The following is a 17,765-nucleotide window of genomic DNA, read 5'->3' as shown; positions in this document are numbered from 1 at the left end:
TCATGAATCTAGTGATGCTGTATTACACGCTGGTGACGTTTCCCCAGGAAAGTCTGATCGCCGCCTACCGCGCGACTCCGACACCAAGCTGATCGGGCTTCTTCACTGCCAGCAAAAGCGCAAGGCCGGCGGCAAGGACAAGAATGATGCCAAGGATGCCGTAGCGGTCACCTGCGAATAGCCACACGAACAGGCCGAACAGCGCAGGTGTCAGGAACGAAACGGCGCGTCCCACCATCAGGTACAAGCCGAACATCTGCCCTTCCAGGCCAGGTGGGGTGAGACGAACGAGGAAAGTTCGGGAAGCGGACTGGATCGGACCAACCCAGAACGTGAGAACGAGACCAAAAATCCAGAACATCATCGGGCCTTCAGCGAACAGCAGCACCACACCGGCCGCGATCATCGCGGTCAGACCCGTCGCGATCACCGCTTTCGGCCCGAACTTGTCGTCGAAGAAGCCTGCAGACACCGCGCCGATACCAGCGACGATGTTCGCCGCCGCACCGAACAGCAGCACGTCAGACTCGGTGATGCCGTAGACAGTAACCGCGAGAATCGCACCGAAGGCGAACACCCCAGAAAGCCCGTCCCGGAAAACACCTTGCGCAAGCAGGAACAAGACGGTGCGGCGGTCCTCCCGGTACAACGTTTTCACGTCGCGGAAAACCTTCGCATACGACTGCTTGATGGATGCCCGCTTGGGAGCTCGCGGATCGGGTGGCAACTCGGGAATAGTCAGAAAAAGTGGGACAGCAAGGACCGCGAACCACACTGCCGCCATGATCACGACCATGCGGACATTGAAACCCTCGTCGGTACTCAGCCCGAAGAATCCGCGAGTGTCACCGTCGCCGGAAATGAAACCGAAGAATGAGAAGAGCAGCAGGAAGATCCCACCGAAATAGCCAAGTGACCAAGCAAAACCGGAAATTCGGCCGATTGACTCGGGACGCGAAACCTGACGCAGCATCGCGTAGTACGGGACGTTGGCGAGTTCCGAAAACGCGGCGGCGAGCGCCAGCAGAATCAGGCCGAGCCAGAAGTAATAGAACTCAACCTGGAACTCGGTGAAACCCAGATTGACGGTGAACGGCGCCTCACTATTACGAACAAAGAACATGCCGAACATGCACACGACGGTTCCAATGGTGAGGAACGCGAGAGTTCGCTTGCGCCGCCCAGTCGCATCGGATCGCTGCCCTGTCACGGGCGCGAGCACGGCGATGATGATTCCGCCGACCGCCATCGACCACGCCAGCCAGGTTGACGCTGCAAACGGGCCTGTGATGTTCTCACCAACCGTGTTCACCAGGTACACGGCGAACACGAAGGTGACGATCAGAGCATGGAACGACGAGTTTCCTGCATCCCATAGGCCCCACGAGATGACCTGCCGTGGCTTGTTGGCTGTCCCGACGAGTTCGTCGTTGCGACGTCCGTGTCCCTGAAGCGGGCTCGCTGTCATGGACTGAGCTTATCGGCGCGTGCCAGATTTCTCTCATTAGCTGAGGTCCAGGTCGCGTAGAGTTCAGGAATGTCAACTGGAAAGACCGCCCTGATCACTGGTGCGTCCCGCGGAATCGGGGCGGCGGTTGCTCAGGAACTCGCCGCCCGAGGCTGGAATGTCGCGCTCACGGGGATCGAACCCGAAGAACTGGCCTCGTTAGCGCGTGAAATCGGGCCGAACGCTGCGTCCTTCGTCGCTGATGTCACCAGCCAGGAACAGCTGGAGGCTGCTGTCACCGGCGCAGTCGAGCGCTTCGGTGGGATCGATGCGGTCATAGCGAATGCCGGTATCGCGTCGTTCGGTACGGTGCGCGTCACTGATCCGGAAGCCTTCGCCCGGACTATTGATATCAATCTCACCGGCGCCTTTCGCACTGTGCGCGCAGCGCTGCCAGCGATCATTGAGCGACGCGGATACGTTCTGGTGATCGCGTCCGTAGCCAGCTTCGCGCCGATTGCTGGCCTGGCTGCGTACGCCGCGAGCAAGGCGGGCGCGGAAGCGTTCTCGTCCGCGCTGGCTACCGAGGTTGACGGCTTGGGCGTCCGCGTCGGCTGCGCGCATCCGTCATGGATTGACACTGACATGGTCCGCGACGCGGAGTCTGATCTCAGCAGCTTCCAGCAGATGCGACAGGTCTTGCCGTGGCCCCTGCACTCCACCACCACGCTGGAGACCTGCGCGAAAATGGTTGCCGATGGCATCGAGAACCGGCGCAGACGAATCTATGTGCCTGGCTCCGTCCGCCTCGTGTACTGGATGCGTGCACTACTGCAGTCAGGCCCCGGACTGGCCCTTGCCAGCAAATTCGCGCGTCCGATGATCTCCCTGATCGAAGAGGAAGTGCACCAGCTGGGACGGTCAGTGAGCGAGCGAGTGGAACGGCTGTTGTAGTCACGCTGCCGAACGCTCCGCAATGTGCGACTGTTTGTGAGTGCACGTCCACCGTGGGCATCTACTTCACATCACAGGCAGCCCAGCGATCAGGAAAGCCCGTGACGCTCTCGTCTGCGAATCCGATGGCGCCCTCGTGGTCGACGCGCTCGGTCGCATTCTCTACTCCGGCCCTTACCGCAGGCTGCCAGACCGGTTCCGCATCGCCGTGGTGCGCGACCATCGGCCGGCGTTTCTGATTCCCGGCTTCGTCGACGCGCACGTTCATTTTCCACAGGTCTTCTCGGTCGCAGCATATGGCGGGGGAACGCTGCTGAACTGGTTAGATCGCTGCATCTTCCCGGCTGAGTCTCGTCTCAGTGATCCCGCGTTTGCGCGCCGGGCGGCGCAGGCGTTTTGTTCGGCGCGCATCCGCGCCGGGACAACGGCTGCAATGGTGTTCGGTTCCGCTTTCCCCGAAGCACAGGATGCACTTTTTGAAGAAACGGCACTATCCGGGTTGCGGATGGTCAGTGGTCGCGGCATTCAGACGCGTGGGCCGGTGACGGCGGCACCGCTGATGACCGGCGAGCGCGAAGCTGAGGACATGTGCCGCGCCGAGTTCGAACGTTGGCATTGTGCCGATCAGCCGGATCGTCCTGACCACGCCCGCCTGCAGGTGGCTCTGGTGCCGCGATTTTCGCTGTCCGTGACCACCCAGACCTTGCGGTGGCTGGGGGACCTCTACGACGAATTGCGTAACAAGGGGGTGTACTTCCACTCGCACCTGAGTGAGAATGACGCGCCTGGCACTGGGGAGGTTGACGCTGTCTGCCGCGATTTCGGCACCGCACGCTACCTCGACACGTATGACGGTGCCTTTCTCCCGGGCTCGATTCCTAGTGGACGATCGTTGCTGGGGAGGCGGAGCATCCTCGCGCATGCCGTGCATTGCACCGACAGCGAACTTGCGCGCCTCGCAGACACTGGAACGTCTATTGCCCACTGTCCCACGTCCCAATTGTTCCTCGGCTCCGGCACGATGCCATGGCTCAGAACGGTCCGTAGCGGGGTGACAGTGGCGTTGGGTTCTGATGTCGGCGCTGGTGACGAATGGCTGATCAGCCGCGTCGCCAATGATTGTTTCAAAGTACACATCAGCGAGAAGGCCCCTGCCGCAACAGCAATCGATCCAGCAGCGCTCCTGTTCACGGCAACTATCGCGGGCGCAAGAGCGCTCGATATGGAAGCCCGATTCGGCAACCTCGATGCGGGGAAAGATGCTGACTTCCTCGTTGTCGATCCGCGCAGGTGGGCGCCGCTGTCCAAGTCGCTCGATTCGGCCGGCGGTTCCGCGGAATCTCTTGCGTTCGCCCTGTTGATGACGATGCGGGAATCGGCGATCACCGGCGTGTACGTCGCAGGTCGCGAGATTTCGGCAGGCGAGCCCGGGGCAGGCGTTTTCGCTGGCAGTTGATTCCAGCTCCGGATCCGGCCTCGCGCGACCGCGACGATGTAGACCGTAAGACATGCGCCCGCACAGATCAGCACGATGGACACCGCAACCGCGCCCACGGCGAACGCCAGCGAATCGGAAGACGTCATCCTTCACCCCCCAAAGCGATTACCCGAGCGCATTCCTTTGTACGCGCAAATAATCGCCGTGCGTGCGATGCCACGCCGTAACAACGGCACTTCATTCGCACGTCATGCAGTGTTCACCTCGTCAGGTGAGCCAGCCGAGTTGCGGCACCCATGCACGACCGGGATCTGAAGCGTCATCCCGAACAACCGACGCCTGGATCAGCCCGTACGGCCGGTCATCCGCGTGGAAAACTTCGTTACGGTTCTCGATCCCGAAGCGCTCCAAATCGTAGAGAAAGTGATGCTTGTTTGGTGCTGAGAGCCGCATTTCGACGAGTTCGCGATGAGCCTCGAGCACGTTCTTGCCAATCGCGTAGAGCGTTTGCTGGAGGGCAAGGGAATGGTGCGTGGCGAACGTCTCCACGATCGTCCTGCGCACGGACGCAAAAACCTCGTCCCAGTCGGTGTTGATGTCCGTGAAGCGCCATTGCGCGACGAGCGACGTCGCCATGACCCGGTCCGTCGTGGGTTCCAGCACAGTGAACTCGTCGCGGAGAAAGTCACGAAACTCGGAGCCCGTTGATTTGAGGAGCACGAGATCCCGAATGCCACCAACAACCCAGATTCGTTGTGCTGCACCTGACCCCGACACAGTCACCGCAGCTGTCCGTACGTCTGGCCCGCGTCGTGTCCAGGCGTGTTCGTGTTCTGCGCCATCGACGATCGCACGGTCCCACGCGTGCTCGTCGATCTCGATGCGCGCCTCGTTGACGGGTGCCACGTCGTTGACGAAGTGCCGCGCAAGCGCAATGCCGTACTCCTCGATCGTGCCGCCGCCGTGAGTCTTCGCGAAGGCATACACGGTCTGCTTCTGCGTATCGGTCGGAAGGACGGGCGACTGGTCCCCCTCGGTATGCGCGACGGCGAAATCCCCGCGCAGTGCCGTTGAGACGGTGAGATCCCGAATCTCATGCCGGGGAGTATCGCGGTAGATGCGCACCACGCGATTTTCAGCTTTGCCGTACTGGTTCTCACCGAGAGAGATATTCACCGTTCACCCTCATTCCGTTAGTCGGACACCAGTTGCCGTAACCGGTGCAAAGTGATCTTGACCAGTTCCTCGCATGCGTTGTGCCACTCTGCCGGTTGCTCGTTTTCGAGGCGCTCGTTGAGTATCGCAAGGAGCTCGTCCGCCCGACGTCCGTGCGCAAAGACCAGGTAGACGAAACCGAAGCGCGTCTCGTACTGTTCGTTCTTCCTTGTGAGCTCTCCGATGAGTTCTCGCCCAGCGGTGGCGACGTGGGCCTGCTCAGAGCTCGAGTGGCCGGTTGCGGTTCGATCTCCGATGCGCGGGTGCCCAGCGACACCCTCGCGGTAGTCAGCATCACTCAATCGGGTGAACGCTTCCTGCGCTTCGTTCAGCAGCTCGTTCACACTGGCATAGGGCCGCGCCGCCGCGACAGTTGTTGTCCACCGCCTCGACGAGCAACAGCGGTGCAGCTCAGCGACAGCGTCGTCGTATGGCAGTGCATTGAACGCATCCAGCTTGGGTCGCGTCACGGTCACCTCCGAACTGAATCGCATGTACCACTAGATCATCAAATCGGTAGTTAGGGATTTTCGCTACCTCAATCAGGCGCAATGTGGCTCTCAGGCGAGAATGGGCGTCATCTGTTTCAGCCGAATGACGGGAAAGCTGTAGGACACATGGACAGCCAGATCAGACGCGAGAGGCTAAGGGCCATAGGCGTCGTTCTCGCGGCGGGATCAGGCCGTCGCTACGGCCGGCCGAAGATACTTGCCGAGCACGGGAGATGGCTGGAATCTGCTATCAATGCCCTGGCTGACGGGGGGTGCGCCGCCGTTTGGGTGACGACGGGCGCCGCTCGGCCTCCAATTCCGGCACCGGCACTGGAACTCTACGTCCCTGAGTGGTTCCACGGTTTGAGTCAATCAGTGCGGGCAGCGGTCGCTGCTGCGAGCACCGCAGGTACCTGCCACACGCTTGTTCTGCACATCGTCGACACACCCGATGTAGGGGCTGACGTTGTCGCCCGACTGCTGTCCGTGCACAGTGGAGTTCACACCCTTGCGAGGGTGAGCTTCAGGGGCGTCCCCGGCCACCCAGTCGCTATAGGACGATCTCATTGGCCGGCACTTACCAGGTCCCTCACAGGCGATACCGGCGCAGGAAACTACCTTCGGACACACAACGTCCACCTCGTCGAGTGCGGCGACCTCGCGACGGGTGCTGATATCGATTGGAACCCTCAGCAGACGTAGTCGTCATTTGAGCTTCGAGTTGGTTGAAGGTCGATGATGACGGGGTGCAACCATCTAATCTGATGCCCATCGGGGACTTCGCCAGGCGCACTGGCCTGACCCCGAGCGCGCTGCGGTTCTATGCCGACTCTGCAGTGCTTCTGCCTGCCGAGATCGACCCAGTTTCAGGTTACCGTTATTACCATCCTGACCAGCTGGCGCGGGCGGATACGCTTCGGCAGCTCCGTGAGATCGCCATGCCATTACCCGCAGTCAGGGCAGCTCTCGACGCGGGCCCCGACGAGGTGGCCCGGATGATCGACGAGCACGTCGCGAAGATCCTCGGGGATGCCGCCGCGGCGCGGAGAAAAGCGGCCCAGCTCACCGAAAAGCTGACAGACTTGCCCAGTTTGCTGATAGCCGTGCTGAAGGGGCCGGTGTTAGCCGACGCGGTCGAGCAAGTCTTGACCGCGACAGCCAGTGACACGACGATGCCGGTACTCGGTGGCCTCTATCTGGAGGCCAGCCCAGAAGCGGTCACCCTCACCGCAACGGACCGGTACCGGCTCTCGACGCGCACCCTAGTCCCCGATGAACCGGCATCGACCACATGGTCCGCGACCGTTGATGGCGACGGCCTGCGGGTCGCGGCCGCCGAGGTACGCCGCTGCGCAATCGTGCGCGTTGAAGCGTCGACGGGCGGAATCTGGCTGCGGTCAAGGGAGCGAGAAGATCTGCACTGCATACTCCTTTCGGAGCAGTTCCCCGACTATCGGGCGATGCTGGCAGCCGTGCCCGAGGCCACGACTCGTGCCACCGTCTCTAAGGCCCTACTCCTGCGGGCCATGGAAGAAAGCGTCCGCGAACTGATCACGCTGGACGTGACCGGCTCTGCCCTGAATTTCCTTACAGACGACAAACAGCCAAGCCAATCTCTCCCGGCCGCTGTAACGGGAGCCGCTCTGCGTATCTCTTTCCATCTGACCACGTTCTACCCGGCTGTCAGCACTGCGATCGGACCCGAGGTAATGCTCGACCTGCGCGGGCCAAACCAGCCCGTCACGATCCGGTCCGCCGACCGCGGCGATCTCACCACCTTGGCTATGCCCGTCAAACCCGATCACGACGCCTGACGCGATGTAAGGAGTACTCCGATGACAACACACCCAAGCCCCGACGGGACTATGCATGCCATCACCCAGGCCGTCATCGAAGGCAGAGCCGGCGGACTCGCGTCCGCTCGGGAAAAACTGCTCGCCCTATGGTCTGAAATCGGCATCCTCGGCGACCCCTTGCACCGCTGCACTCTCGCGCACTACCTGGCTGACCTCTACAGTGATCCCGCGGAAGCCCTGGTATGGGACGTACGCGCACTCGACGCGGCCGACGCCCTGACCGACCAACGGGTTCAGGAGCACCATGCAAGCCTGCACATCGCGGGCTTCTACCCATCACTGCACCTGAATCTGGCGGACAATTACCGTCGACTCAGTTCCTTCGATGCAGCCGCCGCCCACGCCGCCGCCGCCAGACAACGCCTCTCGAGTCTGCCCGACGGTGACTACGGTGACTCGATTCGCACTGCTATCGATGAGGTCGCCGACGCCATAAGTCAGCGAAGCACCGCACCACGCGTATCTGCACCGGGTCCTTCTTCATGATGCGCAGAATGCACCCTTGACCACCGTCGGCGACAGCTGCAAAAGCTGTCAGTGGTGGCCGCTACTATCGTTCATGTGTTCGATCGCTTACTGAGGGCCGTGGCGGAGGTGGGGCTGCCTGACGCCGCCGCAGTTCCTGACGCTGACCTCGTTGACCTGGCCGTAGCTTGGCAGCGGCTGGAAACGATCGCGTGTGAGCGCAAACTGGCTGCTGCGGCAGAGTTGTTTGATCGGCGCGCCGCCGAGCATGTCGATCCGCCGCACACGTGGCATTCGACCGCGCATGAACGTGCCGAAGCTGAGGTCGCGGCGGCACTGTCAATCGGACGGCGGGCGGCAGGACGCCTCATCGGACTTGGACACTCCCTGCGTACCCGCCTGCGAAGGACTCGCGAAGCGATGGCTCGTGGAGAATTGTCCGTGCAGCAGGTCACGCAGCTCGATTCACGCACGACAAATGTCACCGATGAGACGATCGCTGCTGTCGAAACTGAGGTCCTTTCCCACGTCCTGCAGCCAGGTCGGCACGCAGTAATCGGCCGTCGGCTGCATGATCTTGTTGACCGTGTCATTCTGCGGCATGACCCGGAGGGAATCCGGCGGAGGCGGGAACGGGCACACGCCGATAGATGCGTCGAGATCTCGCCGGTCGAAGACGGCATGGCGCATCTGTTCGCTGCGCTACCCGCCGATGGGGGCCGTTTCATCGACGGGCGCCTCACCGAGATGGCTCAAGGCGTTTGCGCGAACGATCCGCGCACGTTCCAGGCCCGCCGAGCGGACGCGCTGCTGGCGCTGTGCCGAGGGGAACACCACCTCATCTGCCATTGCGAGTCGGCTGGCTGCCCGAACAGCACCGACGACCACCGCCTGGTCGCGCGCAAGACTCTTGTACACGTAGTCATGACCGAGCAGACCCTTACTGACCCGTCCGATCAGAGCCCAGCATTTCTGGAGGGACATGGGCTGATCGACGCGGAGTACGCGCGTGGTCTTGCCGGAGACGCGACGATCCGGCCCCTGCGAACGCCGAGCAGTGGGCCCGGAAAGCGCGCGTTAGAGTACCGCCCCGGCCGCGATCTTGCTGATTTGGTCCGTGCGATCTACGGGCATTGCCAGTGGCTGAACTGCGACGTTCCCGCCTGGAACTGCGATATCGACCACTTGAAAGCATTCAAATGGGACGATCCCGAATCCGGCGGGCACACCACTCTGGAAAATCTCGGGCCGTTCTGCCGTGGACACCACCGCCTGAAGACATACGGCGAATGGACCATCAAACGTGATGCGTCCGGCGCTCTAGACTTCACCGCGCCCACCGGACACAAGTACTACACCGACCGTACCGGTCCGATCCAGCACATCACCGGCGCAAACACGCGGCCACCCAGCAGAGACCGTCAGACTGCGGGCCGCTCCACTACGCCAGACACTCGCCGCGCCGCCCGCATCCGTGCCGAACGCCGACGGAACCGGCAACGCAGTGAACAAGCCGCTGGCAGTGAAGAACCGTTCTAACGCACAAGGGTTCACCATGGCGCGTGTTGCTGGCCCTCACCTGTTGCCGGTCACGTGCTCCATCACCGTGCGCAGGTTTATGCGTAGTTGTAGCTTTCCAGCGGGAACCGCTCAGCTTCACGGTGCGCGGTGATCGTCGACGTGGCCCGCAATATCGCCGCCTCGCCGTGCTGGTTGAAGTAGTAGCTGCGCGAGGTTTGGCAATTGCCCTGGTAAAACACAGAATCGCCGAGTTTTTCAGTCATCCGGTCGAGGTACTCCGCGTTGGCTTCTTCTGTGACCTCGAAGGTCGTCGCGCCGCGTCGCTTCACTTCGTTGAGGAGCCGTTTCAGGTGCTTCATCTGGACCTCAATGGTTGTGAAGTACGAGAGGCCACTGTAAGAGTAGGGGCTCGCCAACGTGAGGTAGTTCGGGAACTGCGGCACGCTGATGCCTTCGAATGCCTGAAAGCGGTTCTCACGCCACCACTTACCGAGGTTGCGCCCTTCCCTTCCGATGATCTCGATCGCAGGGAAGTTGACGTCCCAAAGGTTGAAGCCTGTCGCCAGGATGAGCGTGTCCACGTTGGCTTTGCGGCCATCCGCGGTGACTATCCCGTCCGGCTCGATGCGCTCGATAGTCGAGGTCTGTAAGTGAACATTCGGCTTGTTGAAAGTCGGAAAGTAGTCGTTTGAGAAGGTGGGTCGCTTGCAACCGAAGTCGTAGTCGGGCGTGAGTTTGCGGCGCAACTCTGGGTCCTTCACCTGTGCACGCAGGTGAAGCTTCGCGACAGCTGCGGCGGTGTTGTTGAGCAGCCGTGCCTGCCGGAAATGCAGCACTGCGGTGACCATCATTGCTTCCAGAATTGCGGTGTTCACGGCGCGGGCAGCGCGCTGTGTGAACGGCAGTCGCGCGAACAGTTCCTGCACGGGACGTGGGATCGGGGCGTCGACCTTCGGAGTCACCCAGATTGGGGTCCGCTGGTACACGGTCAGTTCGTCGACCTGCCGGGCAAGTTTCGGGATCAACTGGACCGCGGTAGCGCCGGTTCCGATGATCGCGGCTTTCCGGCCATTCAGATCATAGGAATCATCCCAGGCCGTTGTATGGATAATCTTGCCATTGAAGGTGTCGATGCCGGGGATATCCGGTGTGTGCGGCTGCGAAAGGAAGCCCGTGGCGGTAAGAAGGTACCGAGCAGTCACAGATTCTTGGCCCGCGATTGACACTGTCCACTGGCGTGCTTCGTTGTCCCACACACCACCGCCGACCACGGCACCGAACCGCATGTACTGACGCAGCTCGTATTTATCCGCCACGTGGTCCGCGTACTGCTTCAGTTCGGGCCCCGGGGCGAAGAGCCGCGACCAGTGCGGGTTCGGTTCGAACGAGTACGAATAGGTCACTGACGCGATGTCCACGGCGAGGCCCGGATACCGGTTGACGTGCCACGTCCCACCCAGATCGTCTTCGCGTTCGAGAATCAGGATGTTGCCGAGCCCAAGTTCCTTGAGCGCGATCGCCGCGCCCATTCCGCCGAAGCCTGCACCAACGATCACGGCGTCGTACTGCGGTGCCATAGGTTCTCCCTGTCCAGTTTACGAACTTCGTTGTCCGTAAATACTGAGACAGAATGTACCAATTAACCGGTCACGCGTCGATGCTGAAGCTAAACGAACTGCTGAACCACACGATCAACAATCTTGTCGAATGGTTTCGGTGCTTTCGTCAGCCCGGTCCCCAGCCGCATCGCATAATCGGAAACCGCTGTCGGCGCTAGAGAATTCAGCAGCACTGCCCCGATCGCATCCGTGCCAACAAGGTAGCGACTACGCGGACGGGCGCTGCTGAGGGCACGCCGAATGGTCTGCGCGACAGGCGTCGGCGGGGGCATGTCCGCTACGCCAGCTTCGATCTGATCGACCATGGCGTACGCCTCCTGATATGCCGACTTCTCGCGCTCAGGCAACGCCGAGAAAGCCGTATTCCAGACGCCGGTCCCGTAGCTGCCTGGCTCGATGAGGATCACCTTGACACCAAAGCCTGCTACCTCGCGTCGCGCAGCGTCAGAGATTGCTTCGAGCCCATATTTGGACGCTGCATACCATCCGAGAAACGGCAACGCGACCCGGCCAGACATAGACGAAACGTTGACAATTCGCCCCTCGCCGCGCGCACGCATAGCGGGAAGCGCGAGCCTCATAAGCCGCGCGGGGGCCAGGAGGTTGACGTCCACCTGCCGCCGCGCGAGTTCCTCGCTCACATCCTCAATGGCGCCCGCCTGGGCGATGCCCGCGTTGTTGACAAGTGCCCACGGTCCACCATCGGTAGTCGCCGCGATCTCCTCGAACGCTGCCTGCGTCTGCTCCTCATCTGTGACGTCGCAGAGAACGGTCCGAACGCTTACACCCGCGCGTTCGGCGGCATCCGCGACAGTCTCGGCGCCGTGCTCGGACCGGACCGTCCCGATGACATCAAACCCGCGTCCTGCGAGTTCGACTGCTGTAGCGAGGCCGATACCGCCGTTCGCCCCGGTGATGACGACACTCTTCCCCACTGCACTCTTCCTCACTGCGCCCTCCTCATTCCTGGGTACTCAACGCACCACTCGATACGGTAGTCGTCTTTGAGTTCACCGCAGCGGCACAAGCGACGATGTCGCCTATGAGGTAAACGGCGAAAATGCCGACCACGATCCACTGATTGAACTCGGCGGGGCTGCCGCCAAGCGCAGCAAGGAACGCCGGGCTGACGATGGGACTCGCCATCGCCGCCCACACCAGCACACCGAAAATAGCGAGGTCGAGCATGATAGCGAGGGCAGCCATGCGCAGCGTCCACTGCCCGTGTTTTATGCGGTACACGTCGATTATCAGCACGCCGGCGAACAAGACACCGATCGCGGGAAGCCAACCTCGCCACAGATATGGGTCCAGTATCGGAACCACAGAGAAAAAGTGCTGCCACGGCAGAAACCCGAGCAGCAAAACAACTGCTACCAGCGATATCACCGCATCGGGACGCGACGATGTCAGACTCTCGCGGCTCAGATCGTCGGGACTCCATGATGTCCGGAAATGCCGGTGCCGACCGCCCGTTCGCTCGGCGATCGCGAAAACCACCGTCGTCCAGAAGACGAGCTGGACACCGATAAAAAACGTCCCCAGCAGCGTCGCCCCGATAACCTGCAGCGGTTCGCCGTCGTCGATCACCACCCTGGGCAAGGCGATGATGAGAGCCACAACCGGAAGAACCACCGGAACCAGCACCTTCAGGAGTCGCACATAGTCGGGATACATCGCAGGACCGATGAGATGCTGTGCAGCCCCCGTGTATTCAGCGGCAACGCCCGCCGGGTCGCCCAGTTGATTCAGGGCATTTCGTTCAGCCTCACCCGGATCAGCAGCACCGCGATCCGCGATCATATCGGCGATAGTCGCACGCAGCTCCGCCTCCACCTCGGGGCGAAGCGTCCGCGGCAGTCGCTGGAGAACCGCCGCGATGTACTGCTCAGAAGGGCTGCCCACTCCAATACCGTGTCACATTTCGTCTGGTATGCCGAAATAGCGCGCCGGGCAATGTATGTGAGGATTCACCCTTCCGCCCAAATTGTCCTTGCTAACGTCAGGCTACAAATACAAGATCGCTTGAGCGGAGAGCAATGAAGCGGCAGACAATGGCGGCCGGTGCTATCAGTGCCGCTGCGATGCTTGTCATCTCGCCAGTAGCAGGTGCGAATACGGTCGATGGGCAGGGAGGCGGTTACGCCGAGTTTGCCGTATCAGGAGCCGCGACAAACTGGACCGGAACGATGTCGCTCGGCGGCGGGTTCCCCCAAACAACTTTCACCTCGAGTGCGCGCACAGCACAACGAATCGGGGGGACCACCAACTGGCTCGCCGCCAGTTCTCCACCAGGTGCGAAATACGGTTCGAGCCGAAACCTCCCTTACCTCAACGTGAACCCGCTCAGCAGCACGGCAGCGGATCCGCAACCTTCAGTCACCACATATTCATTCTCCAATCCCACACCTGCCGAGAATTGGATGTTCACACTCGGTGACGTCGACGCCGACTATGTGGTTGTGTCCGCTCGCGGTCGTGACGGCGATGCAGTTCCCGCCGCAGCGCTGGGATTTCGGGGCACGTTCAACTACTGCCTCGGCCCTGGCTCCCCCTCGTGCTCCCGGCCAACTGATGAACCAGTGTGGAATCCGGTGACGGGTGAGTTGCGTGGCCGCGGCAGTGACACCGACGGGGCGGCAGCCTGGTTCGAGCCCACCGTGCAACTGACCTCCCTGCGATTTGAGTTCCATAGGCTTTCAGGCACCCCCATATTTCAGACATGGTTCGCGACAGTTGCCCGAGACATCAACGGCCGCGTCTCCGGTTGCGAAGAGGCGTCTGGCAGCCCCGGAGATATCCCCGTAGCGCTACTTCGCGATGGCGTCGTGATCGCGGAAACAACCACGAGTGCGGACGGCACATATGCGTTCATCAATTATCACGCCCAGTCCGGATACACAGTCGAGGTGGATGAACCTGCAGGGTGTGTGGCGGATCGGCCATTCGTGCCGGTGAGCACCGCTTCGACAGATGCGACAGGTGTCGATTTCGTCCTCCGCGAGCGAACGGCTGAAGACGACGCGATGGATGAAGTCACTGACGAGGTCAATGAACTAGCCGAGTCCCTAGATCTGCCGATTGATATCGGCACACTCCTGACACCGCCAGATCTCACGCCAGGTGATCCAGGAAGCCTGGACGACGTCATCCAGTGGAAGCGGGGCCTTCTCCGCTGGTGACGGACGGAGTCACTGCATTGCGAGAAAGTCGCGGAAGTCCGTCGCCGGATGGCCAGCGATGCGCTCAACTACATCGGTCACGATGTCGAGTTCGCCCGTAGCGGCGGCAGCGTACGAGGTGACCCAGCCATCAAGCTCCCACTGCTCCGCGTCAAACACCTCGCGAGACGCATATGCTTCCTCGAGCGTCTCCGGACGATAAGTGACCGTTCGCCCCGTAACCTCTGTGATCATGTCAGCCGCCTCGTGCATGGTGAATGCGCGAGGACCAGTAACGTCATACGTCTCTCCGTCGTGTCCGGGCTGCGTGAGTACCGCAGCGGCGACATCAGCGACATCGTCACGTGTAACCGCACCTAGCCTGCCGTCGCCCGCGGGTCCGCGGATAACCCCGTCGTCACCAGCGAAAAGCGGCAACACATCCTGGTACATGTTGTCGCGCAGAAACGTAAAGTCGAGACCACTTGCACGGATTGCCTGTTCCGTGTGCCAGTGGTCGCGCCCGAACGTGAATGTGCAGTCAGGAGCGGCGGACACGAACGAGACATACACGATGCGGCGAACCCCAGCTTCTGCTGCAGCCTCAACCACGCGGCACTGAATGTCCTTACGGTCCCGCGATTCGGGGGCTGAAACGAAGAAGAACGTGTCTACGCCTTCGAGTGCGTCCCGCATCGTATCGAGGTGCGTGAAGTCACCGAGTGCGATCTCTGCGCCCGGCTCGCGTACTTTCTCAGGGTTTCGCACAATCAGGCGGTGCCTCGCGTCGGACGCTGCCAGACGTTGAGCGACCCGGCCGCCGATCTGGCCCGTCGCACCGCTTACCGCAATCAGTCCGCTCATATTCGGCACGCTACCGCGATGTTCCCATTCAGGGGATACTTCGATCAGAGCCAACTTCAGCTTGCTGCATGAAGGGCGTGGCTGCGGACGTACTCAATCGCTGACTGCACAGCTCCGATCAGAACGACATCAGCACCGAGCGTCGAGGCGACGACACGGGGCGGGACACGCGTGTACTTCCCAATACTGCCTTCGATGGCCCGGATCACTGGCGCGCACATTCCCGCTACCTCGCCAGCGATGATGATCGTCTGTGGATTGAGAACGCACGCGACGGTGGATAGCGCGATCGCGAAGTGATCACCCAGCCGTTGGACGATGTCACAGGCGAGCGGATCGTGGTTCGCGGCGGCGCTAAACACGTCCCGGGCGGAGAGCGCGTGCCCGCCGTCCCCCGCGATGCCGGACAGCGATGACTTACTCCCCTCGTCAAGCGCCTTTTCAGCCCACCAACGGGCTAGCGCTGCCATCCCCAGCGACGAGTAGACTCCCTCAACACGTTCCAGGTACTCCAACTCGCCGACTCCGCCGCTGTGGCCGCGCTGCAGAACACCATCGAGGACGACGCCAGCACCGAGGCCCTCATCGGCGAGCAAGGCCACAAAGCTGCCTTCTGGTTCGACTAGGCCGGCGTGCTGCTCAGCGCGGGCGGCGAGGTTCGCATCGTTTTCGATTAGAGCGGGCCAGCCCTGGCCGTTCTCAATAACCCGGGCAGGATCGATACGAACGGTTTCCCAGAAGGGGTTGCCAGGCGGCACGTTGCCGTCCCTGTCGACGGGCGCCGCGACGCCGAGGCAGACTGCCCGCACTGCGCCGGGAGCTACGCCCGCTTGGCTGAGAGCATCTCGGACCACGGATCGCACGGGCGGTAGCCGGTCGGCCGCGAGATCACCATGCGGAAAGTTGGTGCTCCCGCGCCCACAAACCGTGCCGAGGAGGTCAGCAACGACGGCGGTGACAGCGGTGAAGCTGAGGTCGATCCCGACTACATAGCCCGCGTCGGCACAGAAGGCGAACTGGCGCGCGCGCCTGCCACGGATTGCCGCCCCAGTGGGATCGGGGCCAACCTCACGGATCCACTTGAGAGCGAGGAGGTCATCGCATACCCCGAGCACAGTCGCACGGGTGAGACTAGTCCGCTCGATCAACTCAGCGGCTGTGAGGATCTGGCCTGGTCCAGCCGTCCAGAAGATGTCGAGCACCATCCGGAGATTCGACGTACGCAGAAGTTGCGGTGATGTTGCCGCCCTGCCGGGATACATCCCGCCTCGCCCTCCTGACTCCGCGTGCATTTCTCACCTTCCCTTGACATGCATCACCATTATGTGACGATAATGATTTAGATCACAAATTTAGAGTCTCAATTAAACATATTGCAGCCTTCCACACTTCCCGACGGCCAGGAGAAAGACCCATGGATCACCCCGTCAGCCACACACGGATCCGCCATCGAAGAGGTATCACTGGAGTCGCCACCTCGATCGTTCTGCTAATCGCAGGTGCACTCGGATGCTCTGGGATGGGCACAGGTGACGACTCCAGAACAGTCACTATCCGGTTCTTGCAGAACAAAAGTGAAGTGATTGGTTACTTCAACCAGGTCATCGCCAAGTTCGAGGCGGAGAATCCCGGTATCCGTGTCATCCAGGACAACAACGAGGACGGTTTCATCCCCTCACTCGTACGCAACTCCCCGCCTGACGTGGTCACCCGCGGGTGGGCTTACGCGTCAGGCGACCTAGCCCGGAGGGGCGTCTTTGAAGACCTGTCTGGACTCGCTGAGGCTGGGAGGATCAACCCCGACATTCAGTCCCTCGTGGCCGAATGGGGACTGAGCGAGCCAGACACGATTCCAGCGCTGCCATACTCACTTACCGCGGCTGGGGTCATCTACAACGAGGACTTGTTCGAGGAGCACGGCGTTCCGGTCCCCACCACGTGGGACGAATTTGTCGCAGCCTGCGAAACCTTCAACGCTGCCGGTGTGACTCCGATTTACGGCACGTTCAGAGAACCGTGGACGGTAGCGCAGGGCGTATTCGATTACGTTGGCGGCGGCACGGTCGACGTTGAAGAGTTCTACTCCGCCCTCTATGCGGAAGGCGGCGACTTCGGGCCACACAGCCCAGTCACCTTCAGCAATACCTTCGCCGACACGCTGGAAAAGATGGACTACGTCCTTTCCTCATCGCAGCCGAACGCCGCCGCCCGCAACTACGTCGAGGGCAACGCCGCATTCGCCAGGGGTGAGGCAGCGATGTATCTGCAAGGCCCCTGGGCGCTATCCGAACTTGCCAATGCGAACCCAGACCTGCGTGTGGGAACCTTCCCGCTGCCTGCCACCAATGACCCTGCAGACACCAAGGTGCGCGTCAACGTCGACCTTGCGCTCGCCATCCCCGTGGGCGCAAAACACCCCGAAGAAGCGACGAAGTTCATCGAGTTCCTTTTCCGCGAGGACGTGATCAGCGCCTACAACGACGACAATTCAGCTTTCTCCACGCTCAGCGGGGCCCGTGCTCCGGAAGATGCGCGCATCGCCGGACTTGCCCCGTACATCGACGAAGGCCGCTTCTATCAAGGGCCCTCGCAGTACCTGCCGCCCGCGGTCCCTGTCGAGGGAAACTTGCAGGTCTACGTCTTGAACCGGAACGGCGAAGCACTACTGCGCAACCTCGACGACGATTACCGGCGCGTCGCAGCCCGCAACGCCAACCGCGGAACCCTGTAGGTC

General features: G+C 61.6%; 16 protein-coding genes. 8 read left to right on the top strand and 8 right to left on the bottom strand.

The window, feature by feature from the left end; all coding sequences use genetic code 11:
- Positions 1-64: 64 nt before the first annotated feature.
- Positions 65-1,468, bottom strand: coding sequence for an MFS transporter (locus tag FHU29_RS19440; RefSeq protein WP_064438469.1), 1,404 nt, complete (start codon positions 1,466-1,468; stop codon positions 65-67).
- A 69-nt stretch (positions 1,469-1,537) separates the two neighbouring features.
- Here FHU29_RS19440 and FHU29_RS19435 point away from each other — a divergent pair, with 69 nt between their 5' ends.
- Both FHU29_RS19435 and FHU29_RS19430 read left to right on the top strand, forming a co-directional pair.
- Positions 1,538-2,401, top strand: a complete 864-nt coding sequence (locus FHU29_RS19435; RefSeq protein ID WP_064438470.1) for an SDR family oxidoreductase — start codon at positions 1,538-1,540, stop codon at positions 2,399-2,401.
- A 40-nt stretch (positions 2,402-2,441) separates the two neighbouring features.
- A complete protein-coding gene (locus FHU29_RS19430) occupies positions 2,442-3,857 on the top strand; it encodes an amidohydrolase family protein (RefSeq protein WP_064438471.1) in 1,416 nt (471 codons plus the stop codon).
- A gap of 249 nt (positions 3,858-4,106) precedes the next feature.
- Here FHU29_RS19430 and pucL read toward each other — a convergent pair whose 3' ends face one another.
- Both pucL and uraD read right to left on the bottom strand, forming a co-directional pair.
- Complete coding sequence (gene pucL, locus FHU29_RS19425) at positions 4,107-5,015, bottom strand: factor-independent urate hydroxylase (protein ID WP_064438472.1); 909 nt, start codon at positions 5,013-5,015, stop codon at positions 4,107-4,109.
- Between the two features lie 17 nt (positions 5,016-5,032).
- Complete coding sequence (gene uraD, locus FHU29_RS19420) at positions 5,033-5,524, bottom strand: 2-oxo-4-hydroxy-4-carboxy-5-ureidoimidazoline decarboxylase (RefSeq protein WP_183377625.1); 492 nt, start codon at positions 5,522-5,524, stop codon at positions 5,033-5,035.
- A gap of 147 nt (positions 5,525-5,671) precedes the next feature.
- Between uraD and FHU29_RS19415 the strand changes: the two genes are divergently transcribed.
- From FHU29_RS19415 to FHU29_RS19400, 4 genes are all read left to right on the top strand, one after another.
- A complete protein-coding gene (locus FHU29_RS19415) occupies positions 5,672-6,247 on the top strand; it encodes a nucleotidyltransferase family protein (RefSeq protein ID WP_064438474.1) in 576 nt (191 codons plus the stop codon).
- 62 nt (positions 6,248-6,309) lie between these two features.
- Positions 6,310-7,359 (top strand): DNA polymerase III subunit beta family protein, encoded by a 1,050-nt coding sequence (locus FHU29_RS19410; protein ID WP_064438475.1) that lies wholly within the window; start codon positions 6,310-6,312, stop codon positions 7,357-7,359.
- 21 nt (positions 7,360-7,380) lie between these two features.
- Positions 7,381-7,887, top strand: a complete 507-nt coding sequence (locus FHU29_RS19405; protein ID WP_064438476.1) for a hypothetical protein — start codon at positions 7,381-7,383, stop codon at positions 7,885-7,887.
- A gap of 75 nt (positions 7,888-7,962) precedes the next feature.
- Entirely contained in the window at positions 7,963-9,405 is a 1,443-nt protein-coding gene (locus FHU29_RS19400; RefSeq protein ID WP_183377624.1) for an HNH endonuclease signature motif containing protein, read from the top strand.
- 77 nt (positions 9,406-9,482) lie between these two features.
- Here FHU29_RS19400 and FHU29_RS19395 read toward each other — a convergent pair whose 3' ends face one another.
- The 3 genes from FHU29_RS19395 to FHU29_RS19385 form a co-directional block, all read right to left on the bottom strand.
- Positions 9,483-10,964, bottom strand: coding sequence for a flavin-containing monooxygenase (locus tag FHU29_RS19395; protein ID WP_064438477.1), 1,482 nt, complete (start codon positions 10,962-10,964; stop codon positions 9,483-9,485).
- Positions 10,965-11,053: 89 nt separating this feature from the next.
- Complete coding sequence (locus FHU29_RS19390) at positions 11,054-11,956, bottom strand: SDR family oxidoreductase (RefSeq protein ID WP_083962076.1); 903 nt, start codon at positions 11,954-11,956, stop codon at positions 11,054-11,056.
- Between the two features lie 10 nt (positions 11,957-11,966).
- Complete coding sequence (locus FHU29_RS19385; protein WP_064438479.1) at positions 11,967-12,911, bottom strand: HAAS signaling domain-containing protein; 945 nt, start codon at positions 12,909-12,911, stop codon at positions 11,967-11,969.
- A gap of 134 nt (positions 12,912-13,045) precedes the next feature.
- Between FHU29_RS19385 and FHU29_RS19380 the strand changes: the two genes are divergently transcribed.
- Positions 13,046-14,188, top strand: coding sequence for a hypothetical protein (locus tag FHU29_RS19380; RefSeq protein WP_064438480.1), 1,143 nt, complete (start codon positions 13,046-13,048; stop codon positions 14,186-14,188).
- A gap of 9 nt (positions 14,189-14,197) precedes the next feature.
- On the opposite strand, the gene FHU29_RS19375 is transcribed toward FHU29_RS19380, so the two are convergent.
- Both FHU29_RS19375 and FHU29_RS19370 read right to left on the bottom strand, forming a co-directional pair.
- The gene (locus FHU29_RS19375) at positions 14,198-15,031 is read right to left on the bottom strand and encodes an SDR family oxidoreductase (RefSeq protein WP_064438481.1); all 834 of its coding nucleotides are present in this window, start codon (positions 15,029-15,031) and stop codon (positions 14,198-14,200) included.
- A gap of 56 nt (positions 15,032-15,087) precedes the next feature.
- Positions 15,088-16,323 carry an ROK family protein gene (locus FHU29_RS19370; RefSeq protein WP_083962077.1) on the bottom strand — a complete coding sequence of 412 codons (1,236 nt, stop codon included), beginning with the start codon at positions 16,321-16,323 and terminating at the stop codon, positions 15,088-15,090.
- A 122-nt stretch (positions 16,324-16,445) separates the two neighbouring features.
- On the opposite strand from FHU29_RS19370, the gene FHU29_RS19365 reads away from it, so the two are divergent.
- The gene (locus FHU29_RS19365; protein WP_064438483.1) at positions 16,446-17,762 is read left to right on the top strand and encodes an ABC transporter substrate-binding protein; all 1,317 of its coding nucleotides are present in this window, start codon (positions 16,446-16,448) and stop codon (positions 17,760-17,762) included.
- Positions 17,763-17,765 lie beyond the last annotated feature (3 nt).

Origin of the sequence: Hoyosella altamirensis (assembly GCF_014191505.1) — a bacterium.
GTDB lineage: Bacteria > Actinomycetota > Actinomycetes > Mycobacteriales > Mycobacteriaceae > Hoyosella > Hoyosella altamirensis.
Note: the sequence above shows the minus strand (reverse complement) of the source record. Positions and strands in the feature narration are given on the sequence as shown.

Excerpts from the sequence above, each read along its gene's own strand:
- FHU29_RS19440 (WP_064438469.1), bottom strand. The coding sequence starts at position 1,468 with ATGACAGCGAGCCCGCTTCAGGGACACGGACGTCGCAACGACGAACTC.
- FHU29_RS19435 (WP_064438470.1), top strand. The coding sequence starts at position 1,538 with ATGTCAACTGGAAAGACCGCCCTGATCACTGGTGCGTCCCGCGGAATC.
- FHU29_RS19415 (WP_064438474.1), top strand. The coding sequence starts at position 5,672 with ATGGACAGCCAGATCAGACGCGAGAGGCTAAGGGCCATAGGCGTCGTT.
- FHU29_RS19410 (WP_064438475.1), top strand. The coding sequence starts at position 6,310 with ATGCCCATCGGGGACTTCGCCAGGCGCACTGGCCTGACCCCGAGCGCG.
- FHU29_RS19405 (WP_064438476.1), top strand. The coding sequence starts at position 7,381 with ATGACAACACACCCAAGCCCCGACGGGACTATGCATGCCATCACCCAG.
- FHU29_RS19395 (WP_064438477.1), bottom strand. The coding sequence starts at position 10,964 with ATGGCACCGCAGTACGACGCCGTGATCGTTGGTGCAGGCTTCGGCGGA.
- FHU29_RS19380 (WP_064438480.1), top strand. The coding sequence starts at position 13,046 with ATGAAGCGGCAGACAATGGCGGCCGGTGCTATCAGTGCCGCTGCGATG.
- FHU29_RS19375 (WP_064438481.1), bottom strand. The coding sequence starts at position 15,031 with ATGAGCGGACTGATTGCGGTAAGCGGTGCGACGGGCCAGATCGGCGGC.
- FHU29_RS19370 (WP_083962077.1), bottom strand. The coding sequence starts at position 16,323 with ATGCACGCGGAGTCAGGAGGGCGAGGCGGGATGTATCCCGGCAGGGCG.
- FHU29_RS19365 (WP_064438483.1), top strand. The coding sequence starts at position 16,446 with ATGGATCACCCCGTCAGCCACACACGGATCCGCCATCGAAGAGGTATC.